Origin of the sequence: Amycolatopsis balhimycina FH 1894 (assembly GCF_000384295.1) — a bacterium.
GTDB lineage: Bacteria > Actinomycetota > Actinomycetes > Mycobacteriales > Pseudonocardiaceae > Amycolatopsis > Amycolatopsis balhimycina.
The window spans coordinates 65,127-88,235 of record NZ_KB913037.1; the positions used below are offsets into that span (position 1 = coordinate 65,127).

Here is a 23,109-nt window from a genome sequence, read left to right on the forward strand (position 1 = left end):
CCGCGGGGTTCGTGCTTTTCGCTTTTCCGGCATTGTCCTGGCACTACTAGGGATTTACCGATCCACCGGCGAGTGAGACTCGTCCCATGGCGTTCGCCGCGACGGATGGGTTGAGCTGACATGGGTGTTGACAGGACCGGTGGCAGTAGCAACGAGGAACAGCTCCGGAACTACCTGAAACGGGCCGGCGCGGATCTGCAGCGCACCCGCCGGCGGGTGCAGGAGCTGGAGGAAGCGAGTTCCGAGCCGGTGGCCATCATCGGGATGAGCTGCCGGTTCCCCGGCGGTGTCACCAGCCCGGAGGACCTGTGGCGGATGGTCGCGGAGGGCCGCGACGGCATCACCCCGTTCCCCGGCGACCGCGGCTGGCAGCTCGACGAGCTCGGCTCGTCGGCGACGCTTTCCGGTGGGTTCCTCCCCGACGCGAGCCGGTTCGACGCCGACTTCTTCGGCATCTCGCCGCGTGAGGCGCTGGCCATGGATCCGCAGCAGCGGGTGCTGCTGGAGACCGCGTGGGACGCCTTCGAGCGGGCCCGCATCGACCCGGCCACCATCAAGGGCACCCCGACCGGGGTCTTCGTCGGCGCGATGCCGCAGGACTACCGGGTCGGCCCCGGGGACAACGTCGAGGGCTTCCAGCTCACCGGCAACACCACCAGCGTGATCTCCGGCCGGCTGGCCTACTGCCTGGGCGCGGTGGGCCCGACCGTCACGGTGGACACCGCGTGCTCCTCTTCGCTCGTCGCACTGCACCTGGCCGCCCAGGCGCTGCGCGGCGGGGAGTGCTCCCTGGCCATCGCCGGCGGCGTCACGGTGATGCCCAGCCCGCTGACCTTCCTGGAGTTCAGCAAGCAGGGCGGCCTGGCCGCGGACGGCTACTGCCGTTCCTTCGCCGACTCCGCCAACGGAACCGGCTGGGCCGAGGGCGTCGGCCTGCTGGTGCTCGAGAAGCTGTCGGACGCGCGCCGCAACGGGCACCGGATCCTGGCCGTGGTGCGGGGTTCCGCGGTGAACTCCGACGGCGCGTCCAACGGCCTGACCGCCCCGAACGGCCCCTCGCAGGAGCGGGTGATCGAGCAGGCGCTGGCCAGCGCCCGGCTGGCCGCCGACCAGGTGGACGCGGTCGAGGCGCACGGCACCGGCACCACGCTCGGCGACCCGGTGGAGGCGCAGGCGCTGCTGGCCGTCTACGGCCGCAACCGCCCGGCCGCGCGGCCGCTGCTGCTGGGCTCGGTGAAGTCCAACCTCGGCCACACCCAGGCCGCGGCCGGCGTGGCCGGCGTCATCAAGATGGTGCTGGCGATGCGCCACGGTGTGCTGCCCCGGACGCTGCACGTGGACCGGCCGACGTCCCATGTGGACTGGAGCAGCGGCGCGGTCCGGCTGCTGACCGAGCGCACGCCGTGGCCGGAGACCGGAGAGCCGCGCCGGGCCGCGGTGTCGTCGTTCGGCCTGAGCGGCACCAACGCGCACACCATCATCGAGCAGGCCCCGGTCGAGGAGCCCGCGCCGCGTGCGGCGCCGGGTGCGGGCGCGCTGCCCCTGGTGCTGTCCGCGCGGACCCGGGATGCCCTGCGGGAGCAGGCCGAGCGCCTGCTGCCGCGGCTGTCGGAGGAAACCGCCGATCTGCGCGACCTCGCCTATTCGCTGGCGACCACCCGGACCGGGTTCGAGCACCGGGCGGTCGTGGTGGCCGGGGACCGCGAGGCCGCGGTCGCCGGGCTGTCGGCCGTGCGCGACGGCGCGGCCGGGGTGGCCGGGGTGGTTCGCGGTGCGGCCCGCGGCCGGCCGAAGCTGGCCGTCCTGTTCACCGGGCAGGGCGCGCAGCGGCTGGCCGCCGGCCGGGAACTGCACGGCCGGTTCGGTGTCTTCGCCGAGGCGTTCGACGCGGTGTGCGCCGAGTTCGACGCCCACCTGGACCGCCCGCTGCGCGAGGTCGTCTGGGGCGAGGACGTGGAGACCCTGGACCGGACCGAGTACGCGCAGCCGGCGCTGTTCGCCATCGAGGTCGCGCTCTACCGGCTGGCCGAATCCTGGGGCGTGCGCCCGGATTTTCTGGCCGGCCACTCGATCGGTGAGCTGGCCGCCGCGCACGTGGCCGGGGTGTTTTCCCTGGCCGACGCGGTCACCCTGGTCGCCGCCCGCGGCCGGCTGATGCAGGCGCTGCCCGCCGGCGGCGCGATGGTCGCCGTCCGGGCGGCCGAGGCCGACGTGCTGCCCCTGCTGGCCGGGCGCGAGGACGAAGTCGCGCTGGCCGCCGTCAACGGCCCCGAATCGGTGGTGCTCTCCGGCGACGAAGACGCGGTGCTGGACATCGCCGGTCACTTCGCGAAGTCGAAGCGGCTGCGGGTCTCGCACGCCTTCCACTCGCCGCGGATGGCGCCGATGCTGGCGGAGTTCCGCGCGGTCGTCGCCGGGCTGGACGCCCGTGAACCGCTGCTGCCGCTGGTGTCGAACCTGACCGGTGAGCCGGCCACGGTGGCCGAGCTGACGTCGCCCGGCTACTGGGTCGAGCACGTCCGCCGTCCGGTGCGGTTCGCCGCCACCGCCGCCTGGCTCCACGAGCACGGCGTGCACACTTTCCTCGAACTCGGGCCCGACGGCTCGCTCAGCGCGCTGGTCCGCGAGTCCGTGGCCGACGCCGCGGTGTTCGCGGCCCTGCGCCCGGGCCGGGCCGAGCAGGCCACCCTCACCACGGCGGTCGGCGGTCTGCACGCCTCGGGCGTGCCGGTCCGCTGGGAGAGCTACTTCGAGGGCACCGGGGCCCGCCCGGTCGACCTGCCCACCTATCCCTTCCAGCGCAAGCGGTTCTGGCCCAAGGACGCCTACCGCACGGCCGGCGACCTGCGGGCGGCCGGACTGGGGCCGACCGGGCACCCGCTGCTGTCCGCCGCGGTCGTGCTGGCCGGCGCGGACGGCCAGCTGCTGACCGGCAGGCTGTCCGCGCAGACCCAGCCCTGGCTGGCCGATCACCTGGTGCGCGGCAGCCTGCTGCTGCCCGCTACCGCCCTGCTGGAGCTGGCGGTCCGGGCCGGCGACGAGGTCGGCTGCGATCACGTGGCCGAGCTGACCCTGGCCGCGCCCGTGGTGCTGCCCGAGCGGGGCGGCGTGCAGGTGCAGGTGTGGATCGGTGCGCCGGACGCCGCCGGGCTGCGCGCGCTCACCGTCTACGGCCGTCCGGACGACGCCGACGACCACCCGTGGACCGAGCATGCCACCGGGCTGCTCGGCGCCGCCCCGGCCGTGGCCCCCGAACCCGTCGAGTGGCCGGCGGACGCCGAACCGGTCGACACCGAAGACCTGTACGAGCGGCTGGCCGACGACGGCTTCGGCTACGGCCCGGCGTTCCGCGGCCTGCGGGCCGCCTGGCGGCAGGGCACGGACGTGTTCGCCGAGGTGACCCTGCCGGAGGCGGTGACCGGTGACGTCGGCGCGTTCGGCATCCACCCGGCGCTGCTTGACGCGGCGCTGCACGCGCTGCCGTTCGTGGACCTGGGCACCACCCGGGGCGGGCTGCCGTTCGCCTGGAGCGACGTCCGCCTGCACGCCACCGGTTCCACCACCGTCCGGGTCCGGCTCCGCCCGGTCCGCGAGGGCGTGGCCGCGCTGGAGCTCACCGACCCGGCCGGGGCGCCGGTGCTCTCGGTGGGGTCGCTGGCCGTGCGCGCGCCGGTCGCGGCCGGCGCCGCGGCCACCGGCCGCGACCTGTACCGGCTGGACTGGACGGCCCTCCCGGCCGAAGCGCCCGGGACCGCCGGATCGATCGCGGTGCTCGGCGACGACCCCTTCGGGCTGGACTTCCGGACCACCGACACCGCGCCGGGCGTGGTGCTGCGTCCGGTCGCCGGGCCGGCCGGTCCCGGGGCCGTGCACGCCCTGACCGCCGAGGTGCTCGCCGACCTGCAGAACTGGCTGTCCGAGGGCGCGCCGGGCCGGCTGGCCTTCGTGACCCGGGGCGCGGTCGGCCCCGAGCCCGCCGATCTGGCCGGGGCGGCCGTGTGGGGCCTGGTCCGGGCCGCGCAGGCCGAGCACCCGGGCCGGTTCGTGCTGCTGGACCTCGACGCCGACGCGGACTCCGCCGCGATGATCCCGGTGGCGCTGGCCACCGGGGAGCCGCAGCTGGCCATCCGCGGCGGCGGCCTGCTGGCCGCCCGGCTGGCCCGCGCCACCGAGGAGCCGGACGTCACCGCCGAGGACGTCGCCTGGCCGGAGTCGGGGACCGTGGTGATCACCGGCGGAACCGGCGGCCTGGGCGCGGTGCTGGCCCGGCACCTGGTGACCGAGCGCGGCGTGCGGCGGCTGCTGCTGCTGTCCCGCCGGGGCGCGGGCGCCCCCGGGGCCGGCGGGCTGCTGACCGAGCTGACCGAGGCCGGCGCCGATGTCACCGCGGTGGCGTGTGACGCGGCCGACCGGGGCGCGCTGACCGAAGCACTGGCGGGGGTGCCGGCCGAACACCCGGTGACGGCGGTGGTGCACACCGCCGGCGTGCTGGACGACGGGATGGTCGGATCGCTGACCCCCGAGCGGCTGTCGGCGGTGCTGCGGCCCAAGGTGGACGCCGCCTGGAACCTGCACGAGCTCGCCGGCGACGTGGCGAAGTTCGTGCTGTTCTCCTCGGTCGCCGGGCTGACCGGCGCGGCCGGGCAGGCCAACTACGCGGCGGGCAACGCCTTCCTGGACGCGCTGGCCGCCCACCGGCGGGCGACCGGACGGCCGGCGCTGTCCCTGGCCTGGGGTCCCTGGGCCGGGGCCGGGATGGCCGCCGAGAGCGCGCACCGGCGGTTGCAGCGCACCGGCGTGCCGCCGCTGTCCGTGGCGCAGGGACTGGCCCTGTTCGACGCGGCCGAGCGGGTGGCCGCCCCCGTCGTCGCGCCGGTCCGGCTGGACCTGCCGGTGCTGCGGGCCGCGGGCGAGGTCTCGTCGGTGCTGCGCGGCCTGATCCGCGTTCCGGTCCGCCGCACCGCGGCCGCCGGCGCGGCGCTGGTGGCCGGGCTGGACGCCAAGCGGAGCCGGGAGGCCGTGCTGGACCTGGTCCGCACCCGGGTCGCCGGGGTGCTCGGACACGCGAACGCCGCGTCCGTCGACCCGGACCGCCCGTTCTCCGAACTCGGGTTCGACTCGCTGACCGCGGTCGAACTGCGCAACCAGCTCAGCGCCGCGACCGGGCTGCGCACCCCGGCCACGCTGATCTTCGACCACCCCACGGTGCGTGCGCTGGCGGCGTACCTGCTGGACGGACTGCTCGGCGCGGACACGCCGGAAACCGTGGCCACCGGCTCCCGCGACCATGCCGACGACCCGATCGTCATCGTCGGCATGGACTGCCGCTACCCGGGCGGGGTGCGCTCGCCGGAGGACCTGTGGCGGGTCGTCACCGAAGGCGTGGACGTCATCTCCGGGTTCCCGGTCAACCGGGGCTGGGACCTCGGCGCCCTCTACGACCCGGACCCGGACCACCCGGGCACCTGCTACACCCGCAGCGGCGGTTTCCTGCACGACGCGGGAGAATTCGACCCGGCCTTCTTCGGCATGAGCCCGCGGGAGGCGCTGGCCACCGACTCGCAGCAGCGGCTGCTGCTGGAGGTGTCCTGGTCGGCCGTCGAGCGCGCCGGCGTGGACCCGCTCTCGCTGCGCGGCAGCCGCACCGGCGTGTTCGCCGGCGTGATGTACGGCGACTACAGCACGGTTCTCTCGGACGCCGAGTTCGAGGGGTACCGCGGCACCGGCAGCTCCACCAGTGTCGTCTCCGGCCGGGTGGCCTACACCCTGGGGCTGGAGGGCCCGGCCGTCACGGTCGACACCGCGTGCTCGTCCTCGCTCGTCGCGCTGCACTGGGCCATGCAGGCGCTGCGCGCCGGTGACTGCGACCTGGCCCTGGCCGGCGGCGTCACGGTGATGGCCTCGCCCGGCGCGTTCATCGAGTTCGCCCGGCAGCGCGGGCTGTCCCCGGACGGCCGCTGCAAGGCCTACTCCGACGCGGCCGACGGCGTGGCCTGGTCCGAGGGCGTCGGCGTGCTGGTGCTGGAACGGCAGTCCGACGCGATCCGCCACGGTCACCACGTGCTGGCCGTCGTCGCGGGTTCGGCCGTGAACTCCGACGGCGCGTCCAACGGCCTGACCGCGCCCAACGGGCCGTCGCAGCAGCGGGTGATCCGCCAGGCGCTGGCGTCCGCCGGACTGTCCACTTCGGACGTGGATGTCGTGGAGGGGCACGGCACCGGCACCACGCTGGGCGATCCGATCGAGGCCCAGGCGGTGCTGGCGACCTACGGCCGGGACCGGGAGACCCCCGTGCTGCTGGGTTCGGTCAAGTCCAACCTCGGGCACACCCAGGCCGCGGCCGGGGTGGCCGGGGTGATCAAGATGGTGCAGGCGATGCGCCACGGCGTCGTCCCGCGCACCCTGCACGTCGACGCACCTTCCTCCCATGTGGACTGGACGGCCGGCGCGGTGGACCTGCTGCGCGAGCAGGCGGAGTGGCCCGCGGCCGGCCGGCCGCGCCGGGCCGCGGTCTCCTCCTTCGGGTTCAGCGGCACCAACGCCCACGTCATCCTCGAACAACCGGCCGTCGTGGCGCCGGCCGAGACCAGGCCGCCGGTGTGTGCGCCCTGGCTGCTTTCCGCGCGGTCCGGTGGCGCGCTGCGCGACCAGGCCGCCCGGCTGGCCGCCCGCCTCACCGCCGATCCCGGGCTCGACCCCACCGACGTGGCGTTCTCGCTGGCCACCACCCGCTCCCGGTTCGAGCACCGGGCCGCGGTGCTGGCCGAGGACACCGAGGGCAGGCTGCGGGCCCTGACCGCATTGGCCGACGACCGGCCCGACCCGGCATTGGTGGCCGGGGAACCGGCCGGTGGCCGGCTGGCCCTGCTCTTCGCCGGCCAGGGGAGCCAGCGGCCGGGGATGGGCCACGAGCTCTACCGGCGGTACCCGGCTTTCGCGGCCGCGTTCGACGCGGTGGCCGAAGCGCTGGCCCCGCAGCTCGACCGGCCACTGGCCGAGGTGCTGTTCGCGGCGCCCGGCTCGGCCGAGGCCGAGCTGCTCGACACGACCGGCTGGGCGCAGCCCGCGCTGTTCGCGCTGGAGGTGTCGCTCTTCCGGCTGCTGGAGTCCTGGGGTGTCGAGCCGGACCGGCTGGCCGGCCATTCGATCGGCGAGATCGCCGCGGCGCACGTGGCCGGGGTCTTCTCGCTCGCCGACGCGGCGACGTTGATCGGCGCGCGGGGCCGCCTGATGCAGGCGCTGCCGTCCGGCGGCGCGATGGTCGCGGTGCAGGCCGCCGAGGACGAGGTGGCCGCGCTGGCCGACGGCGAGACCGTGGACGTCGCGGCCGTGAACGGACCGCACTCGGTGGTACTGTCCGGCGACGAGGACGCGGTGCTGGCCGCCGCGGCCACCTTCGCCGGGCAGGGCCGCCGCACCAAGCGGCTGCGCGTCTCGCACGCCTTCCACTCGCCCCGGATGGACGCCATGCTGGCCGGCTTCCGGGCCGTGGTGGCCACCCTGACCTTCCACCCGCCGCGCATCCCGGTCGTGTCCGCCCTGACCGGCGAGCCCGCCACCGCCGAGCAACTCGGCGATCCGGAGCACTGGGTGCGGCACGTGCGTGCCACCGTGCGCTTCGCCGACGCTGTCCGCGCCATGGCCGCCCAGGGGGTGACCACCTTCGCCGAGCTGGGCCCGGACGGCGTGCTCTCGGCCATGGTGCAGGACATCCTGGCCGGCCAGGCGGACGAGGCCGGCTGCGTGCCCGTGCTGCGGGCCGACCGGGACGAGGAGACCGCGCTGCTCGGTGCGCTCGGCGCCCTGCACACCGCCGGCGTGGACCTCGACTGGCGGGCCTTCTTCGCGGGCCGCGACGCCCGCTGGGTCGACTTGCCCACCTACGCCTTCCAGTACGAGTCCTTCTGGCCGCAGGCCACCGCCCGGACCGCGGCCGACCCGGCCGACGACCGGTGGTGGGCGGCGGTGGAGCGGGGCGACGCCGGGGAACTGGCCGAGGTCATCGGGCTGGGTGACGCCCAGCGCGCGGCCCTGGACTCGGTGCTGCCGGCGCTGTCGAACTGGCGGCAGCACCGCGCCGAACGAGCCCGGCTGGACACCTGGCGCTACCGGGTGGACTGGGCGCCGCTGGCGATCGAGCCCGGCCCCCTGTCCGGCGACTGGGTGCTGGTCACCACCGGCGACGAACCGGAGCTGGCCGCCGCACTCGCCGAGCGGGGCGCGCAGGTGCGCACGCTGCTGCTGACCGAGTCCGATGTGGACAGTGCGGGGCCGGCCGAGCGGATCGGCCCGTGCGACGGCGTGGTCGCCGTCCTCGGCTCCGCGGAGGACGCCGCCGGGCTGCCGCTGGGCTTCGCGCTCGGTGTCACGCTGGCCCGGACCGTCTCGAGTCCACTGTGGATCATCACCCGGGACGCGGAAACCGATCCGGGGCAGGCGATGCTCTGGGGGCTCGGCCGCACCGCGGCGCTGGAGTACCCGCAGACCTGGGGCGGCCTGATCGACGTGCCCGCCGAGCTCGACGCCGACGACGCCCGCTCGGTCGCCGCCGTGCTGTCCGCACCGGACGGCGAGGACCAGCTCGCCGTCCGCGGCGGGGCGGTGTCCGGCCGGCGGCTGGTGCACCACCCCGGCGCCGTCCGGGAACCGGCCGGGGAGTTCACCGCCCGCGGCACCGTGCTGGTCACCGGCGGCACCGGCGGCCTGGGTGGCGAGGTGGCCCGCTGGCTGGCCCGCCACGGCGCGCAGCGCCTCGTCCTGACCAGCCGCCGCGGCCCGGATGCGCCCGGCGCGGCCGGATTGCGGGCCGAGCTGACCGAGCTCGGCGCGGACCACGACCTCGCCGTCGACATCGTGGCCTGCGACGTCGCCGACCTCGACGCGCTGCGCGCGGTGCTGGACGGCATCCCCGAGGACACCCCGCTGACCGGCGTGGTGCACACCGCCGGCGTCGCCGACCGCGCTCCATTGGCCGAGGCCGGCCTGACCGACCTGGCCGCCACCGTATCGGCCAAAGCCGTCGGCGCGGCCAACCTCGACCACCTGCTCGGCGACCGCGAGCTGGACCTGTTCGTGCTGTTCGGCTCGATCGCCGGGGTGATCGGCAGCGGGGGCCAGACCGGGTACAGCGCGGCCAACGCCGCCCTCGACGCCCTCGCCCGGCGGCGGCACGCCCGCGGCCTGACCGCCACCTCGATCGCCTGGGGCCCGTGGGCCGGATCCGGCATGGCCGCGCAGGACGCCGGGACCGGCACCCTGGCCCGCCGGGGGCTGGCCTTCCTGCCGGTGCGCTCCGCGCTGGCCGAGCTGGACCGCGTGATCGCGCACCGGGACGTGACGGTGACCGTCGTCGACGTGGACTGGGCCACCTACGTCCCGGTGTTCACCGCGGCCCGGCCCAGCGCCCTGCTGACCGGCCTGCCGGAGGCGCGGGCACTGACGGCGCCGGGCGCCGGGAACTCCGTGTGGGCGGCCGAACTCGCAGGGAAGTCACCCGAGGACCAGGAGCGGCTGCTGGTCGAGCTGGTTCGCGGCGAGGCGGCGGCGGTGCTCGGGCACGGCTCGGCCGACGCGGTCTCCGAGCGCCGCGCGTTCCAGGACGTGGGGTTCGACTCGCTGACCGCGGTCGAGCTGCGCCGGCGGCTGGTCAAGCTCACCGGCTGCGCCCTGCCCAGCACGCTGGTGTTCGACTACCCGACCCCGCGCGCACTGGCCGGGTACCTGCGGGAGCAACTGCTGGACGACGTCGCCGCGGCCGCCCCGGTGGCCGCCGCGGCCGGGGCCGGCGCCGACGAGCCGATCGCCATCATCGGGATGAGCTGCCGCTTCCCCGGCGGCGTGCACACTCCGGAGCAGCTGTGGGAACTGGTGCTCGGGGGCGTGGACGCGATCAGCGGGTTCCCGGTCGGCCGCGGCTGGGAAGGCGCCGTCACCTTCGACCCGGACCCGGACCGGGGCGGCGGCACCGTTACCACCCAGGGCGGGTTCCTGCACGATGCCGGTGACTTCGACCCGGGCTTTTTCGGCATCTCCCCGCGGGAAGCCCTGTCCATGGATCCCCAGCAGCGCCTGCTGCTGGAGACGACCTGGGAGGCGTTCGAGCGGGCCGGGATCGACCCGCACACGCTGCGGGGCAGCGGCACCGGCACCTTCGTCGGCTCCAGCTACCAGGAGTACGGCGGCCGGGGCAACGCCGAACTGGAAGGCCACGCCGTCACCGGCCAGATCCCCAGCGTGCTCTCCGGCCGGCTGGCCTACGTGTTCGGGCTGGAGGGGCCGGCGGTCACCGTGGACACCGCGTGCTCGTCCTCGCTGGTCGCGCTGCACCTGGCCTGCCAGTCGCTGCGCAACGGCGAGACCACGATGGCCATCGCCGGCGGGGCGACCGTGATGACCAACCCCGGCCCGTTCGTCGCCTTCTCCCGCCAGCGCGGCTTGGCCGCGGACGGCCGGTCCAAGGCGTTCTCCGCTTCGGCCGACGGCATGGCGCTGGCCGAAGGCGTCGGCATCCTGCTGGTCGAGCGGCTGTCCGACGCCCGGGCCAACGGGCACCCGGTGCTGGCCGTGGTGCGGGGGAGCGCGATCAACTCCGACGGCGCGTCCAACGGGCTGACCGCGCCCAACGGCCCCTCCCAGCAGCGGGTGATCCGGCAGGCGCTGGCCAACGCGCACCTCGCCGTCACCGAGATCGACGTGGTGGAGGCGCACGGCACCGGCACCCCGCTGGGCGACCCGATCGAGGTGCAGGCGCTGCAGGCCACCTACGGCCGGGACCGGGACACCGGGCACCCGCTGTGGCTGGGTTCGATCAAGTCCAACATCGGGCACAGCCAGTCCGCCGCCGGCGTGGCCAGCGTGATCAAGATGGTGATGGCGCTGCGCGAGGGCGTGCTGCCCAGAACCCTCTACGCCGAAGACCCCTCGCCGCACATCGACTGGAGCGACGGCACCGTGGTGCCGCTGACCGAGCCGGTCGCCTGGGCCACCGACGGGCGCCCGCGTCGGTGCGCCGTGTCGTCGTTCGGCGTCAGCGGCACCAACGCGCACACCGTGCTGGAGCAGGCCCCGGCCCCGGCGGAGCAGCCGGCGGACCCCGAGCCCGCGGCCGCCGCGGCGGACCGGCCGGTGCCGTGGGTGCTTTCCGCCCGCAGCCCGGCCGCCCTGCGCGGGCAGGCCGAGAAGCTGCTGCCCGTGGCCGGGCACGACCCGGCCGCGGTCGGCCGCTCGCTGCTCACCTCGCGAGCGCGCCTGGAGCACCGCGCGGTCGTCGTCGGTGCCGGTGCCGAGCTGGCCGAGCACCTGAACGCCTACTCCCGTGGCGTCCGCGGTGGCGTGGTCGAGGGCGTGGCCGACGTGGACGGCAAGGTGGTGTTCGTCTTCCCGGGCCAGGGTTCGCAGTGGGCCGGGATGGGTGCGCGGCTGCTGGACGCCTCGCCGGTGTTCGCCGAGCGGATGGCCGAGTGCGCCGCCGCACTGGCCCCCTTCGTCGACTTCGCCCTGCTGGACGTCCTGCGCAGTGGCGCGGACCTGGACCGGGTGGAGGTGATCCAGCCGGCGTCGTTCGCGGTGATGGTGTCGCTCGCCGCGCTCTGGCAGTCCCGGGGCGTCCGCCCGGCCGCCGTGCTCGGGCACTCCCAGGGCGAGATCGCCGCCTCCGTGGTGGCCGGGGCCCTGTCGCTGTCCGACGGCTGCCGGGTCGTGGCCCTGCGCAGCCAGGCCATCGCCCGCCGGCTGGCCGGGCAGGGCGCCATGATGTCGGTGCCGCTGCCGGCCGCCGAGGTCACCGAGCGGATCGCGCGGTTCGGCGGCGGGGTGTCGGTGGCCGCGCTGAACGGCCCGCGCTCGGTCGTCGTCTCGGGCATCCCGGAAGCCGTCGACGAGCTGTTCGCCGAGCTCACCGCCGGGAACATCCGGGCCCGCCGCATCGACGTGGACTACGCCTCGCACTCGGCCCAGGTCGAGGAACTGCGCGAGGAGCTGCTGGCCGCACTGGCCGGGCTGGTGCCGCGGACCCCGGAGGTGCCGTTCTTCTCCACCCTCACCGGCGACTGGCTGGGCGAGCGGCCGCTGGACGCCGAGTACTGGTACCGGAACCTGCGGCAGACCGTGCGGTTCGAGCCGGCCGTGCGGGCGCTGCTGGCCCAGGGGCACCAGGCCTTCATCGAAACCAGCGCGCACCCGGTGCTGACCTTCGGCGTCCAGGAGACCGTGGACGACGCCGGGGAGCGGGCCGTGGTCGTGGGCACGCTGCGCCGGGACAACGACAGCTGGACGCGGGTGCTCACCTCCTTCGCCGAAGCCTTCGTGCGGGGCGTGCCGGTAGACCTGGCCGCCGAGTTCGCCGGCGGCGCGGCCACCGTCGAACTGCCCACCTACGCCTTCCAGCACGAGCACTACTGGCTCCCGCTCAACGCCGGCGCGACGGCCGCGGCCGACCCGGCCGACCAGGAGTTCTGGGACGCGGTCGAGCAGGCCGACGTCGACGCGCTCAGCGCCGGCCTCGCGGTGGACCGGGACTCGCTGGCCGCGGTGCTGCCCGGGCTGTCGTCCTGGCGCAAGCAGCGCCAGGACCGCACCACCGTGGACGGCTGGCGCTACCGGGTCGGCTGGACCCCGCTGGGCGCCACACCCCCGGCCACCCTGTCGGGCACCTGGCTGCTGGTCACCGCGGCCACCGGCGACAGCGCGGACGAGGAACTGGCCGCGGTGCTCACCGGGCACGGGGCCCAGGTGCGGCGGCTGGTGTTCGACGGCGAGCTGCCCGAACTGCCCGAACTGAGCGGCATCGTCTCGACCCTGGCCACCGCCGAGGAGCCGCACGACGAGCACCCCGCGCTGGCCCGCGGCCTGGCCCTGAGCGTGCAGCTCGTCCAGGCACTGGGCGCGGCCGGGATCGACGCCCCGCTGTGGTTGCTGACCCGCGGCGCGGTGGCCACCGGCCACGCCGACACCGTCACCAACCCGCTCCAGGCCCAGGTCCTCGGACTGGGCTGGACCGCCGCCGTGGAGCACCCGGAGCGCTGGGGCGGCGTGCTCGACCTGCCCGCCGAGCTGGACCGCCGCGGCGGCGACCGGCTGGCGGCTGTGCTGTCCGGCGCCACCGGCGAAGACCAGCTGGCCATCCGCGCCGCCGGCGTGTTCGGCCGCCGCGTGGTGCGGGCCCCGGCCGGCGACCGCGCGCCGGCGCGGACCTGGACCCCGCGCGGCACCACGCTGATCACCGGCGGCACCGGCACCCTGGCCCCGCACCTGGCCCGCTGGCTGGCCGAGCAGGGCGCCGAGCACATCGTGCTGACCAGCCGCACCGGCGCCGAGGCCCCGAAGGCCCGGCAGCTGCTGGCGGAGCTGGGCGAGACCGTCGAGGCGGTGGCCTGCGACGTCACCGACAAGGCGGCGCTGGCCGCCCTGCTGGCGCGGTTGCGGGCCGAGGGCCGGACCGTGCGGAACGTGGTGCACACGGCCGCCGTGATCGAGCTGCACACGCTGGCCGAGACCGACCTGGCCGCGTTCTCCCGGACCGTGCACGCCAAGGTGGTGGGCGCGCGCAACCTGGACGAGCTGCTCGACACCGACGAGCTCGATGCGTTCGTGCTGTACTCCTCCACCGCCGGCCTGTGGGGCACCGGCGCGCACGCCGCCTACGTGGCCGGCAACGCGTACTTGCACGCGCTGGCAGCCCACCGGCGCGCCCGGGGGCTGCGGGCCACCGCGCTGTCGTGGGGCATCTGGGCCGACGACCGCGAACTCGGCCGGGTCGACCCGGAGCAGATCGTGCGCAGCGGCCTGGTGTTCATGGCGCCGGAGCTGGCGCTGGAGGGTCTGCGCCGGGCCCTGGACGACGACGAGACCGCGCTGGCCGTGGCCGATCTGGACTGGGAGCGGTACTACCCGGTCTACACCGCCGTCCGGCCGACGCTGCTGTTCGACGAGCTGCCGGAGGTGCGGCGGCTCACCGAGGCCGCCGCCGCCACGGCCGCCACCGGCGCCGGCGGCGAGTTCGCCGCCCGGCTGCGCACGCTGCCCGAGGCCGAGCGCGCCCACCTGCTCCTGGAACTGGTCCGGGCCGAGGCCGCGGCCGTGCTGGGCCACGCGTCGGCCGACGCGCTGCCCGAGGACCGCGCCTTCCGCGACGTCGGCTTCGACTCGGTCACCGCGGTCGACCTGCGCAACCGGATCTCCGCCGGCACCGGCCTGACCCTGCCCGCCACCATGGTGTTCGACCACCCGACGCCGAGGCGGCTGGCCGGGTTCCTGGCCGCCACGATCACCGGCTCGGGTGCCGTCGAGCAGGCACCGGCCGTGGCCGGCGTGGACACCGGCGAGCCCGTCGCCATCATCGGGATGGCCTGCCGCTACCCGGGTGGCGCGAACACCCCGGAACGGTTGTGGGACCTGGTCGTGGGCGGCGTGGACGCCATCTCCGGCTTCCCGGCCGACCGCAACTGGCCGACCGACGCGCTCTACGACCCGGACCCGGACGCCGGCGGCAAGACCTATTCGGTGCAGGGCGGCTTCCTGCACGAGGCGGCCGAGTTCGACCCGGGCTTCTTCGGCATCTCGCCGCGGGAGGCACTGTCCATGGATCCGCAGCAGCGCCTGCTGCTGGAGACGGCGTGGGAGGCGTTCGAGCGGGCCGGGATCGACCCGCACACGCTGCGGGGCAGCGGCACCGGCACCTTCATCGGGGCCAGCTACCAGGACTACACCGCGGCCGTGTCCGGCGCGGTGGACAACGCCGACGGCCACATGATCACCGGCTCGCTGGGCAGCATCCTGTCCGGCCGGCTCTCCTACCTGTTCGGGCTGGAGGGCCCGGCGGTCACCCTGGACACCGCCTGCTCGTCGTCGCTGGTCGCCATCCACCTGGCCGCGCAGTCGCTGCGGTCGGGGGAGAGCAGCCTGGCGCTGGCCGGCGGGGTGAGCGTGATGGCGACGCCGGGGGCGTTCGTCGGCTTCTCGCGCCAGCGCGCACTGGCCACGGACGGCCGTTGCAAGGCCTACTCGGACCGGGCCGACGGCATGACCCTCGGCGAGGGCGTCGGCCTGGTGCTGCTGGAGAAGCTGTCCGACGCGCAGCGCAACGGGCACCGGATCCTGGCGGTGGTCCGGGGTTCGGCCACGAACCAGGACGGCGCGTCCAACGGCATGACCGCGCCCAGCGGCCCGTCCCAGCAGCGGGTGATCCGGCAGGCGCTGGCCAACGCGCGGCTCTCGGCGTCCGAGGTGGACGTGATCGAGGGCCACGGCACCGGCACCGCGCTGGGCGACCCGATCGAGGCCCAGGCCCTGCTGGCCACCTACGGCCAGGACCGGGAACGGCCGCTGCTGCTCGGCTCGGTGAAGTCCAACATCGGCCACACCCAGATGGCCTCCGGCGTGGCCGGCGTGATCAAGGTGGTGCAGGCGCTGCGGCACGGGCTGGTACCCAAGACGCTGCACGTGGACGAGCCCTCCACGCACGTCGACTGGAGCACCGGCTCGATCGAGCTGCCGTCCGGCAGCGTGCCGTGGCCGGAGAGCGGCCGGCCGCGCCGGGCCGGTATCTCGTCCTTCGGGCTGAGCGGCACGAACGTGCACACCATCCTCGAGCAGGCCCCGGAACCGGCCGCCGAAGCCGGCCCCGAGCCGGAGCCCGGCCTGGTGCCGGTCCCGCTGTCCGGCCGGACGGAAGCAGCGCTGCGCGCTCAGGCCGCCACCGTGCTGGACACCCTGGACGACGGCGTGTCGCCGGCCGTGCTCGGGTACTCGCTGGCCTCCACCCGGTCGGCCTTCGAACACCGTGCGGTGCTGCTGGCCGAGGACCACGACGAACTGCGGCGCGGCCTGGCCGCACTGGCCGGCGACCAGCCGGACGGCGGCGTGGTGCGGGGCACCGTGACGCGGGGCCGCACGGCGTTCCTGTTCGCCGGCCAGGGCAGCCAGCGGGCCGGGATGGGCCGCGAGCTGTACGAGCGCCACCCGGTGTTCGCCGACGCGCTGGACGCGGTGCTGGGGCACTTCGACCTGCCCCGTGCGCTGCGGGACGTGATGTGGGACGACGATTCCACGGCCCTCGACGAGACGGGGTACACCCAGCCGGCGTTGTTCGCCTTCGAGGTGGCGTTGTTCCGGTTGCTGGAGTCGTGGGGTGTGACGCCGGATTACCTGGCCGGGCATTCGATCGGTGAGATCGCCGCGGCGCACGTGGCCGGAGTGTTGTCGCTGGCCGATGCCTGTGCGTTGGTCGCTGCGCGGGGTGCGCTGATGCAGGCGCTGCCGTCCGGCGGCGCCATGGTGGCGGTGGAGGCCACCGAAGAGGAGGTGACCCCGCTGCTGACCGGCGGCGTGTCGATCGCCGCCGTCAACGGGCCCCGGTCGGTGGTCGTCTCCGGTGCCCAGGCGGCGGTGCTGGCTGTCGCGGCTGAGCTGGCCGGGCGGCTGGGCCGGCGCACCAAGCGGCTGAACACCAGCCACGCGTTCCACTCGCCGTTGATGGATCCGATGCTGGGCGAGTTCGCCGAGGTCGCGCGCGGCCTGACGTACGACGAGCCGCGGATCCCGCTGGTGTCCACGGTGACGGGAGCCGTGGCCACCGCCGACGTGCGGACGCCGGAGTACTGGGTGCGGCACGCGCGGGACGCGGTGCGCTTCGCCGACGGCGTGCGCGCGCTGGCCAAGCGTGACGTGCGGGTCTTCGTCGAGATCGGCCCGGCCGGCGTGCTTTCCGCCGCGGTGCGGGACGTCCTCGCCGACGCGGTGGCGCTGCCGCTGCAGCGCGCCGACCGGCCCGAGGTGGCCGCCCTGCTGTCCGGCGTGGCCGGGGTGCACGCCCACGGCGGCCGGCTGGACTGGGCGGCGGTCTTCGACGGCGGCACCCGCACGATCGAGCTGCCGACCTACCCGTTCCAGCACGAGCGTTACTGGCCGGTTGCCGCGCCTGCCGGCACCACGACCGGCGCCGGGGACGACGAGTTCTGGACCGCGGTCGACAACGCCGACACCGGGGCCCTGGCCGCCGGTCTCGGCCTCGATCAGGAGACCGTGGCCGCGATGGTGCCGGCGCTGAGCACCTGGCGCCGCCGCCGAACCGAGCGTTCGGCACTGGACAACCTGCGCTACCGCCCGGTGTTCACGCCGGTCAGCGGGCTCTCGGGCACGCCGTCGGGCCGGTGGCTGGTGCTGCTGCCCGCCGGGCTGGACCGGCCGGACTGGGTCGAGGAAGTCCTGCCCGGCGCCCGCACCTCGGTGGTCGGGGACGACGCCGACCTGAGCGGTGTCGAGGCCGACGGGGTGCTCTCGCTGCTGGCCCTCGCCGATACCCCGGACGACGCCGGCACCCTGCTGACCCGCACCACGAACGCGTTGCGGGAGCTGGGCCGGGCCCGCCTGTGGAGTGTCACCCGCGGCGCGGTCGCGGTGAACCGCACCGAGCGGCCGGACCCCGTGCAGGCCGCCCTGTGGGGGCTCGGCCGGGTCGCGGCCCTGGAACAGCCGTCCGGTTGGGGCGGTCTGGTCGACCTGCCCGCCGAGTTCGACCACACCACCGTGCGCCGGCTGCGGTCCGTGCTGGCCACCGGCCAGAGCGAGGACCAGGTGGCCATCCGGTCCTCCGGCGTGTTCGGCCGCCGCCTGGAGCACGCTCCGGCCACCGGCGAGACCCGGGCCTACACCCCGCGTGGCACCGTGCTGGTCACCGGCGGCACCGGCGGCCTGGGCGGACACCTGGCCCGCTGGCTGCTCGACGCCGGGGCCGAGCGCGTCGTGCTGGCGAGCCGGCGCGGCCCGGCCGCGCCCGGTGCCGCCGCACTGGCCGCGGAACTGGGGGAGCGGGCCGTCATCGTGGCCTGCGACGTCGCCGACTCCGGCGCGGTGGCCGCGCTGCTGGCCGGCCACCCGGTCACCGCCGTCTTCCACACCGCCGGGGTGCTGCGGGACGGCGTGCTGGACTCGCTCACGCCGGAGATGTTCGCCGACGTGCTGCGGGCCAAGGCGACCGCGGCCCGGGTGCTGCACGAGCAGACCGCCGGACTCGAGCTGGACGCGTTCGTCCTGTACTCCTCGACCAGCGGTGCGATCGGCGCGGCCGGCCAGGCCAACTACGCGGCCGCCAACGCCTACCTGGACGCACTGGCCTTGCAACGGCGGGCCGACGGCCTGCCCGCCACCTCGATCGCCTGGGGCCCGTGGGCCGGGTCGGGCATGGTGGCCGAGGCCGAAACGGTGGAGAACCGGGTCCGGCGGGGCGGCTTCCGGCCGCTGCAGCCGGAACCGGCCCTGGCCTCGTTGCGCCACGCCATCGAGCACGGGGACACCGAGTTGGCCGTCGCCGACGTGGACTGGGCCCGGTTCGCGCCCGCGATCACCGCGCTGCGTCCGGCGCCGCTGCTGGCCGACCTGCCCGAGGTGCGGGCGCTGGCCACGCCGGCCCCCGGCACCGCGGCGGCCCCGGACGTCCCGGCGGACCCGGCCGGGCTGCTGGACCTGCTGCGGGTGCGGATCGCGGCCGTGCTCGGGCACAGCGACGTGGCCGGGGTGGAAGCCGACCGGGCCTTCCGCGACCTCGGCTTCGATTCCCTGACCACGCTGGAGCTGCGCAACAGCGTGGCCGCGGCGACCGGGCTGACCCTGCCCGCTTCGCTCGTCTACGACTACCCGACCCCGCGCGACCTGGCCGGGCACCTGCACGCCGAGCTGTCCGGCGGCCGGCCCGAGAGCACCCCGGTGGTCATCGGGCCGCGGGACCACGACGTCGCCGACGACCCGATCGTCATCGTCGGCATGGGGTGCCGCCTCCCCGGCGGCGTCTCCTCGCCCGAGGACCTGTGGCGGCTGCTGGCCGACGGTGGCGAGGGCATCGTGCCCTTCCCCGCCGACCGCGGCTGGGACCTGGCCGAACTGCACCGGCGCTCGGCCACCGGCAAGGGCGGGTTCCTGCCGGACATCGCGGGCTTCGACGCCGACTTCTTCGGCATCTCGCCGCGTGAGGCGCTGGCCATGGACCCGCAGCAGCGGTTGCTGCTGGAGACGTCGTGGGAGGCGCTGGAGCGCTCCGGCATCGACCCGTCCGGGTTGCGGGGCAGCGACACCGGCGTGTTCGTCGGCACCAACGGGCAGGACTACGTGTCCGTGCTGCGCCGGGCCACCGAGGACCTGGGTGGCCACGTGGCCACCGGCAACACGGCCAGCGTGATGTCCGGCCGGCTGTCCTACACGCTGGGCCTGGAAGGCCCGGCGGTCACCGTGGACACTGCCTGCTCGGCTTCCCTGGTCGCGCTGCACTGGGCCGGCCGCGCCCTGCGCGCCGGTGAGTGCTCGCTGGCCCTCGCCGGTGGTGTCTCGGTGATGTCCGGCCCCGGCTCGTTCGTGGAGTTCAGCCGCCAGGGCGGCCTGGCCGCCGACGGCCGCTGCAAGGCGTTCGGCGAAGGCGCCGACGGCACGGCGTGGTCCGAAGGCGCGGGCATCCTGGTGGTGGAACGCCTCTCCGACGCCGAGCGCAACGGCCACACCGTGTGGGCGGTGGTCCGCGGCACCGCGGTCAACTCCGATGGCGCCTCCAACGGCCTGACCGCCCCCAACGGTCCCGCGCAGCAGCGGGTCATCCGGGCCGCGCTGGCCGACGCCGGGCTGCGGCCGGCTGAGGTCGACGCGGTCGAGGCGCACGGAACGGGCACTGCGCTGGGCGATCCGGTCGAGGCGCACGCCCTGATGGCCGGCTACGGCCGGGACCGGGAGCGCCCGCTGCTGCTCGGTTCGGTCAAGTCCAACCTGGGCCACACCCAGGGCGCAGCCGGCGTGGCCGGGGTGATCAAGATGGTGCTGGCCATGCGGCACGGCGTGCTGCCCGCCAGCCTGCACGCCGCCGAGCCTTCCCCGCACGTGACCTGGGACGGTTCGGTCGAACTGGTGCAGCAGCCCCGTGGCTGGCCGGAGACCGGACGGCCCCGCCGGGCCGGCGTCTCGGCCTTCGGGGTCAGCGGCACCAACGCCCACGTGATCATCGAACAGGCCCCGGCCGTCGAAGCAGCCGTCGCCGAGGACCCCGCGGTGGTGCCGTGGCCGGTCTCGGCCCGGACGCCCGAGGCGGTGCGCGACCAGGTGGCGGCGCTGCGCGCGCTGTCCGGCGTCAGCCGCGCCGCGGCCGGGCGGACCCTCGGCACCGGCCGGGCCGCCTTCGGTCACCGGGCCGCGCTGCTGGCCACCGAAGACGGTGTGGTCGAGCTGGCCACGGGTACGGCCGGGACCGGGCGGACGGCGTTCCTGTTCGCCGGGCAGGGCAGCCAGCGGGCCGGGATGGGCCGCGAGCTGTACGAGCGCCACCCGGTGTTCGCCGACGCGCTGGACGCGGTGCTGGGGCACTTCGACCCGGCACTGCGCAAGATCATGTGGACCGACGACCCGGACGTCGCCGAAGCCCTCGACGAGACGGGGTACACCCAGCCGGCGTTGTTCGCGATCGAGGTGGCGTTGTTCCGGTTGCTGGAGTCGTGGGGTGTGACGCCGGATTACCTGGCCGGGCATTCGATCGGTGAGATCGCCGCGGCGCACGTGGCCGGAGTGTTGTCGCTGGCCGATGCCTGTGCGTTGGTCGCTGCGCGGGGTGCGCTGATGCAGGCGCTGCCGTCCGGCGGGGCCATGGTTTCGGTGCGCGGCTCCGAGGCCGACGTCGCCGGGCACCTCGGCGAGGACGTCGCCGTCGCGGCGGTCAACGGGCCCGAGTCGGTGGTGCTGGCCGGGACCGAGGACGCGGTGCTCCAGGCGGCCGGCCGCCTGGAGGCCGCCGGCCACAAGGTCCGCCGCCTGCGGGTCAGCCACGCCTTCCACTCGCCCTTGATGGATCCCGTGCTGGCCGAGTTCGCGACGGTGGCTCAGGGCCTGACCTACCACGAACCGCGGATTCCGCTGGTGTCCACGGTGACCGGGGCGATGGCGACGGACGAGCTGCGGACGCCCGAGTACTGGGTGCGGCACGCGCGGGACGCGGTGCGCTTCGCCGACGGCGTGCGGACCCTGGCCGAGGCGGGCGTGCGGACCTTCGTGGAGATCGGCCCGGACGGCACCTGCTCGGCCATGGCCGGGCACTGCTTCGCCGGCCTGAGCCCGGAACCGGTGGCCTTGCCGACGCTGCGCGCAACCGGTGAGGAGCCCGCGCTGGCCGCGGCGCTGGCCCGCCTGCACGTGTGCGGGGTGGCCGTCGACTGGGCCGCTTACTTCGCCGGGACACCGCTGGCCGACCTGCCGACCTACCCGTTCCAGCGCGAGCGCTACTGGCCGGAGACGACCACCGGCACGTCCGCCGCCGACCCGCTGGACGCCGAGTTCTGGACCGCGGTGGACACCGCCGACGTGGACTCGCTGGCCGCCACCCTGGAGCTGGACGGCGAGTCGGTGGGCGCGGTGCTGCCGGCGCTGGCGAAGTGGCGGCGCAACCGGCACGAGCTGACCGCGACCGGCCGGTGGCACTACCGGGTGGACTGGGAGCCGGTGCGGCCCACGGCCGAACCGGACGGACGCTGGCTGGTGCTGGCCCCGGACGGCTGGGCGGACGACGCCTGGTTCGTCGCGGTGGCCGCCGCGCTCCCGGGCGCCGACGTGGTGTCCACACCGGACGGAGTCGCGAGCGGGTACGCCGGGGTGCTGTCCCTGCTGGGCGTCGCCGACGATCCGCTGGCCCTGCCCGCGGGGTGGCCGGCCGAACTGTCCGAAGTGGACGCGCCGCTGTGGTGCGTCACCCGGCAGGCCGTGGCCGTGCACGACGAGTCACCCGCGCCGGGCCAGGCCGCGCTCTGGGGCCGGGGCCGCGTCACCGCGCTGGAGCACCCGGACCACTGGGGCGGCCTGCTCGACCTGCCGGCCACACTGGACCCGGAGACGCTGGCCGCGTTGCCGGCCGCACTGGCCGCGGGCGAGGACCAGCTGGCCCTGCGCGGCGGGCAGCTGCTGGCCCGCAGGCTGACCCGGGCCACCGGTCCGGCCGCCGGGCCGTGGCGGCCCAGCGGCACCGTGCTGGTCACCCCGGCCGTGGCCGGCTTGGCCGGCTGGCTCACCGAACACGGCGCCGAGCGGGTCCTCACCTGGGATCCGGCCTCGCCGGTGGACCTGCCCGAGGACCTGAGCGCGGTGCTGGTCGCGCCCTCGGCGACGGCCGACGTGGCCGAGGCGGCGCGCGAGCTCGGCGAGCTGGATCGCCTGCTGGCCGGGCGGGACCCGCTGTTCGTGGCGATCGGCTCCGTCGCCGGCGCCTGGGGGGTGCTCGGCCGGGGAGCGCAGGCGGCCGTCGACGCCTATCTGGCCGCACTCGCCCGGCGGCGCGGCGGCCTGGCCGTGGCGCTGGCCGCGTGGACCGACGCCGAACCGGAGCTGGCCAACCACCTGCGGCTCACCGGCCTGCCGCCGATGGATCCGCAGCTCGTGCCGGCCGCGCTCGGCCGGGCGATCGGCGCCGGCGCGGCGGAAACCGTGCTGGCCGACGTGACCTGGGAACAGTTCGCCCCGGCGTTCACAGCGAAGCGGCCCAGCCGCCTGCTGACCGGCGTCCCGGAGGCCCGGGCCGCGCTGGAGGCGGCCGAACGCGACCGGGTGGACCCGGCCGAGGTGGCCGGGGAACTGCGGCGCACCCTGCTGGACCTGCCGGCCGGGGACCGCCTCGGCCACGTGCTCGGCCTGGTGCGCGGCGAGGTCGCGGTGGTGCTGGGCCACCCCGGGACCCAGCGGGTCGAGGCCGACCGGCCCTTCAAGGACCTCGGGTTCGACTCGCTGACCGCGGTGGACCTGCGGACCCGGCTGAGCGGCACGACCGGGCTGGATCTCCCGGTCACCCTGGCCTTCGACCACCCGACCTCGGCCGCGCTGGCCGAGCACGTGCTGAGCGAGCTGCTGCCGGACTCCGGCACCGGCGGCGCGGACGAAGCACAGCTGCGGGCGCTGCTGAATTCGGTGCCGTTGCAACGGCTGCAGGACATCGGGGTGCTGGAACCGCTGCTGCGGCTGGCCGACGGCCACCCCGACCACCGCCACGACGTGCCGGAACCCGACGACGACGGCGCCATCGACGAGATGGATCTCGACGACCTGGTGCAGGCCGCGTTGAACGGCCGGTCCGGCGACCTGACGCGCGACTGAAGGAGATCACCA

At 75.7% G+C, this 23,109-nt stretch carries 1 protein-coding gene; it reads left to right on the forward strand.

Annotated features, from left to right (window positions below):
* Positions 1-120 precede the first annotated feature (120 nt).
* On the forward strand, positions 121-23,097 hold the full coding sequence (locus A3CE_RS49600; protein WP_020638027.1) for a type I polyketide synthase: 22,977 nt from the start codon (positions 121-123) through the stop codon (positions 23,095-23,097).
* Positions 23,098-23,109: the final 12 nt, after the last annotated feature.

What these genes read in the sequence shown, in the direction of transcription:
- A3CE_RS49600 (WP_020638027.1), top strand. Translation starts at nt 121, where the DNA reads ATGGGTGTTGACAGGACCGGTGGCAGTAGCAACGAGGAACAGCTCCGG.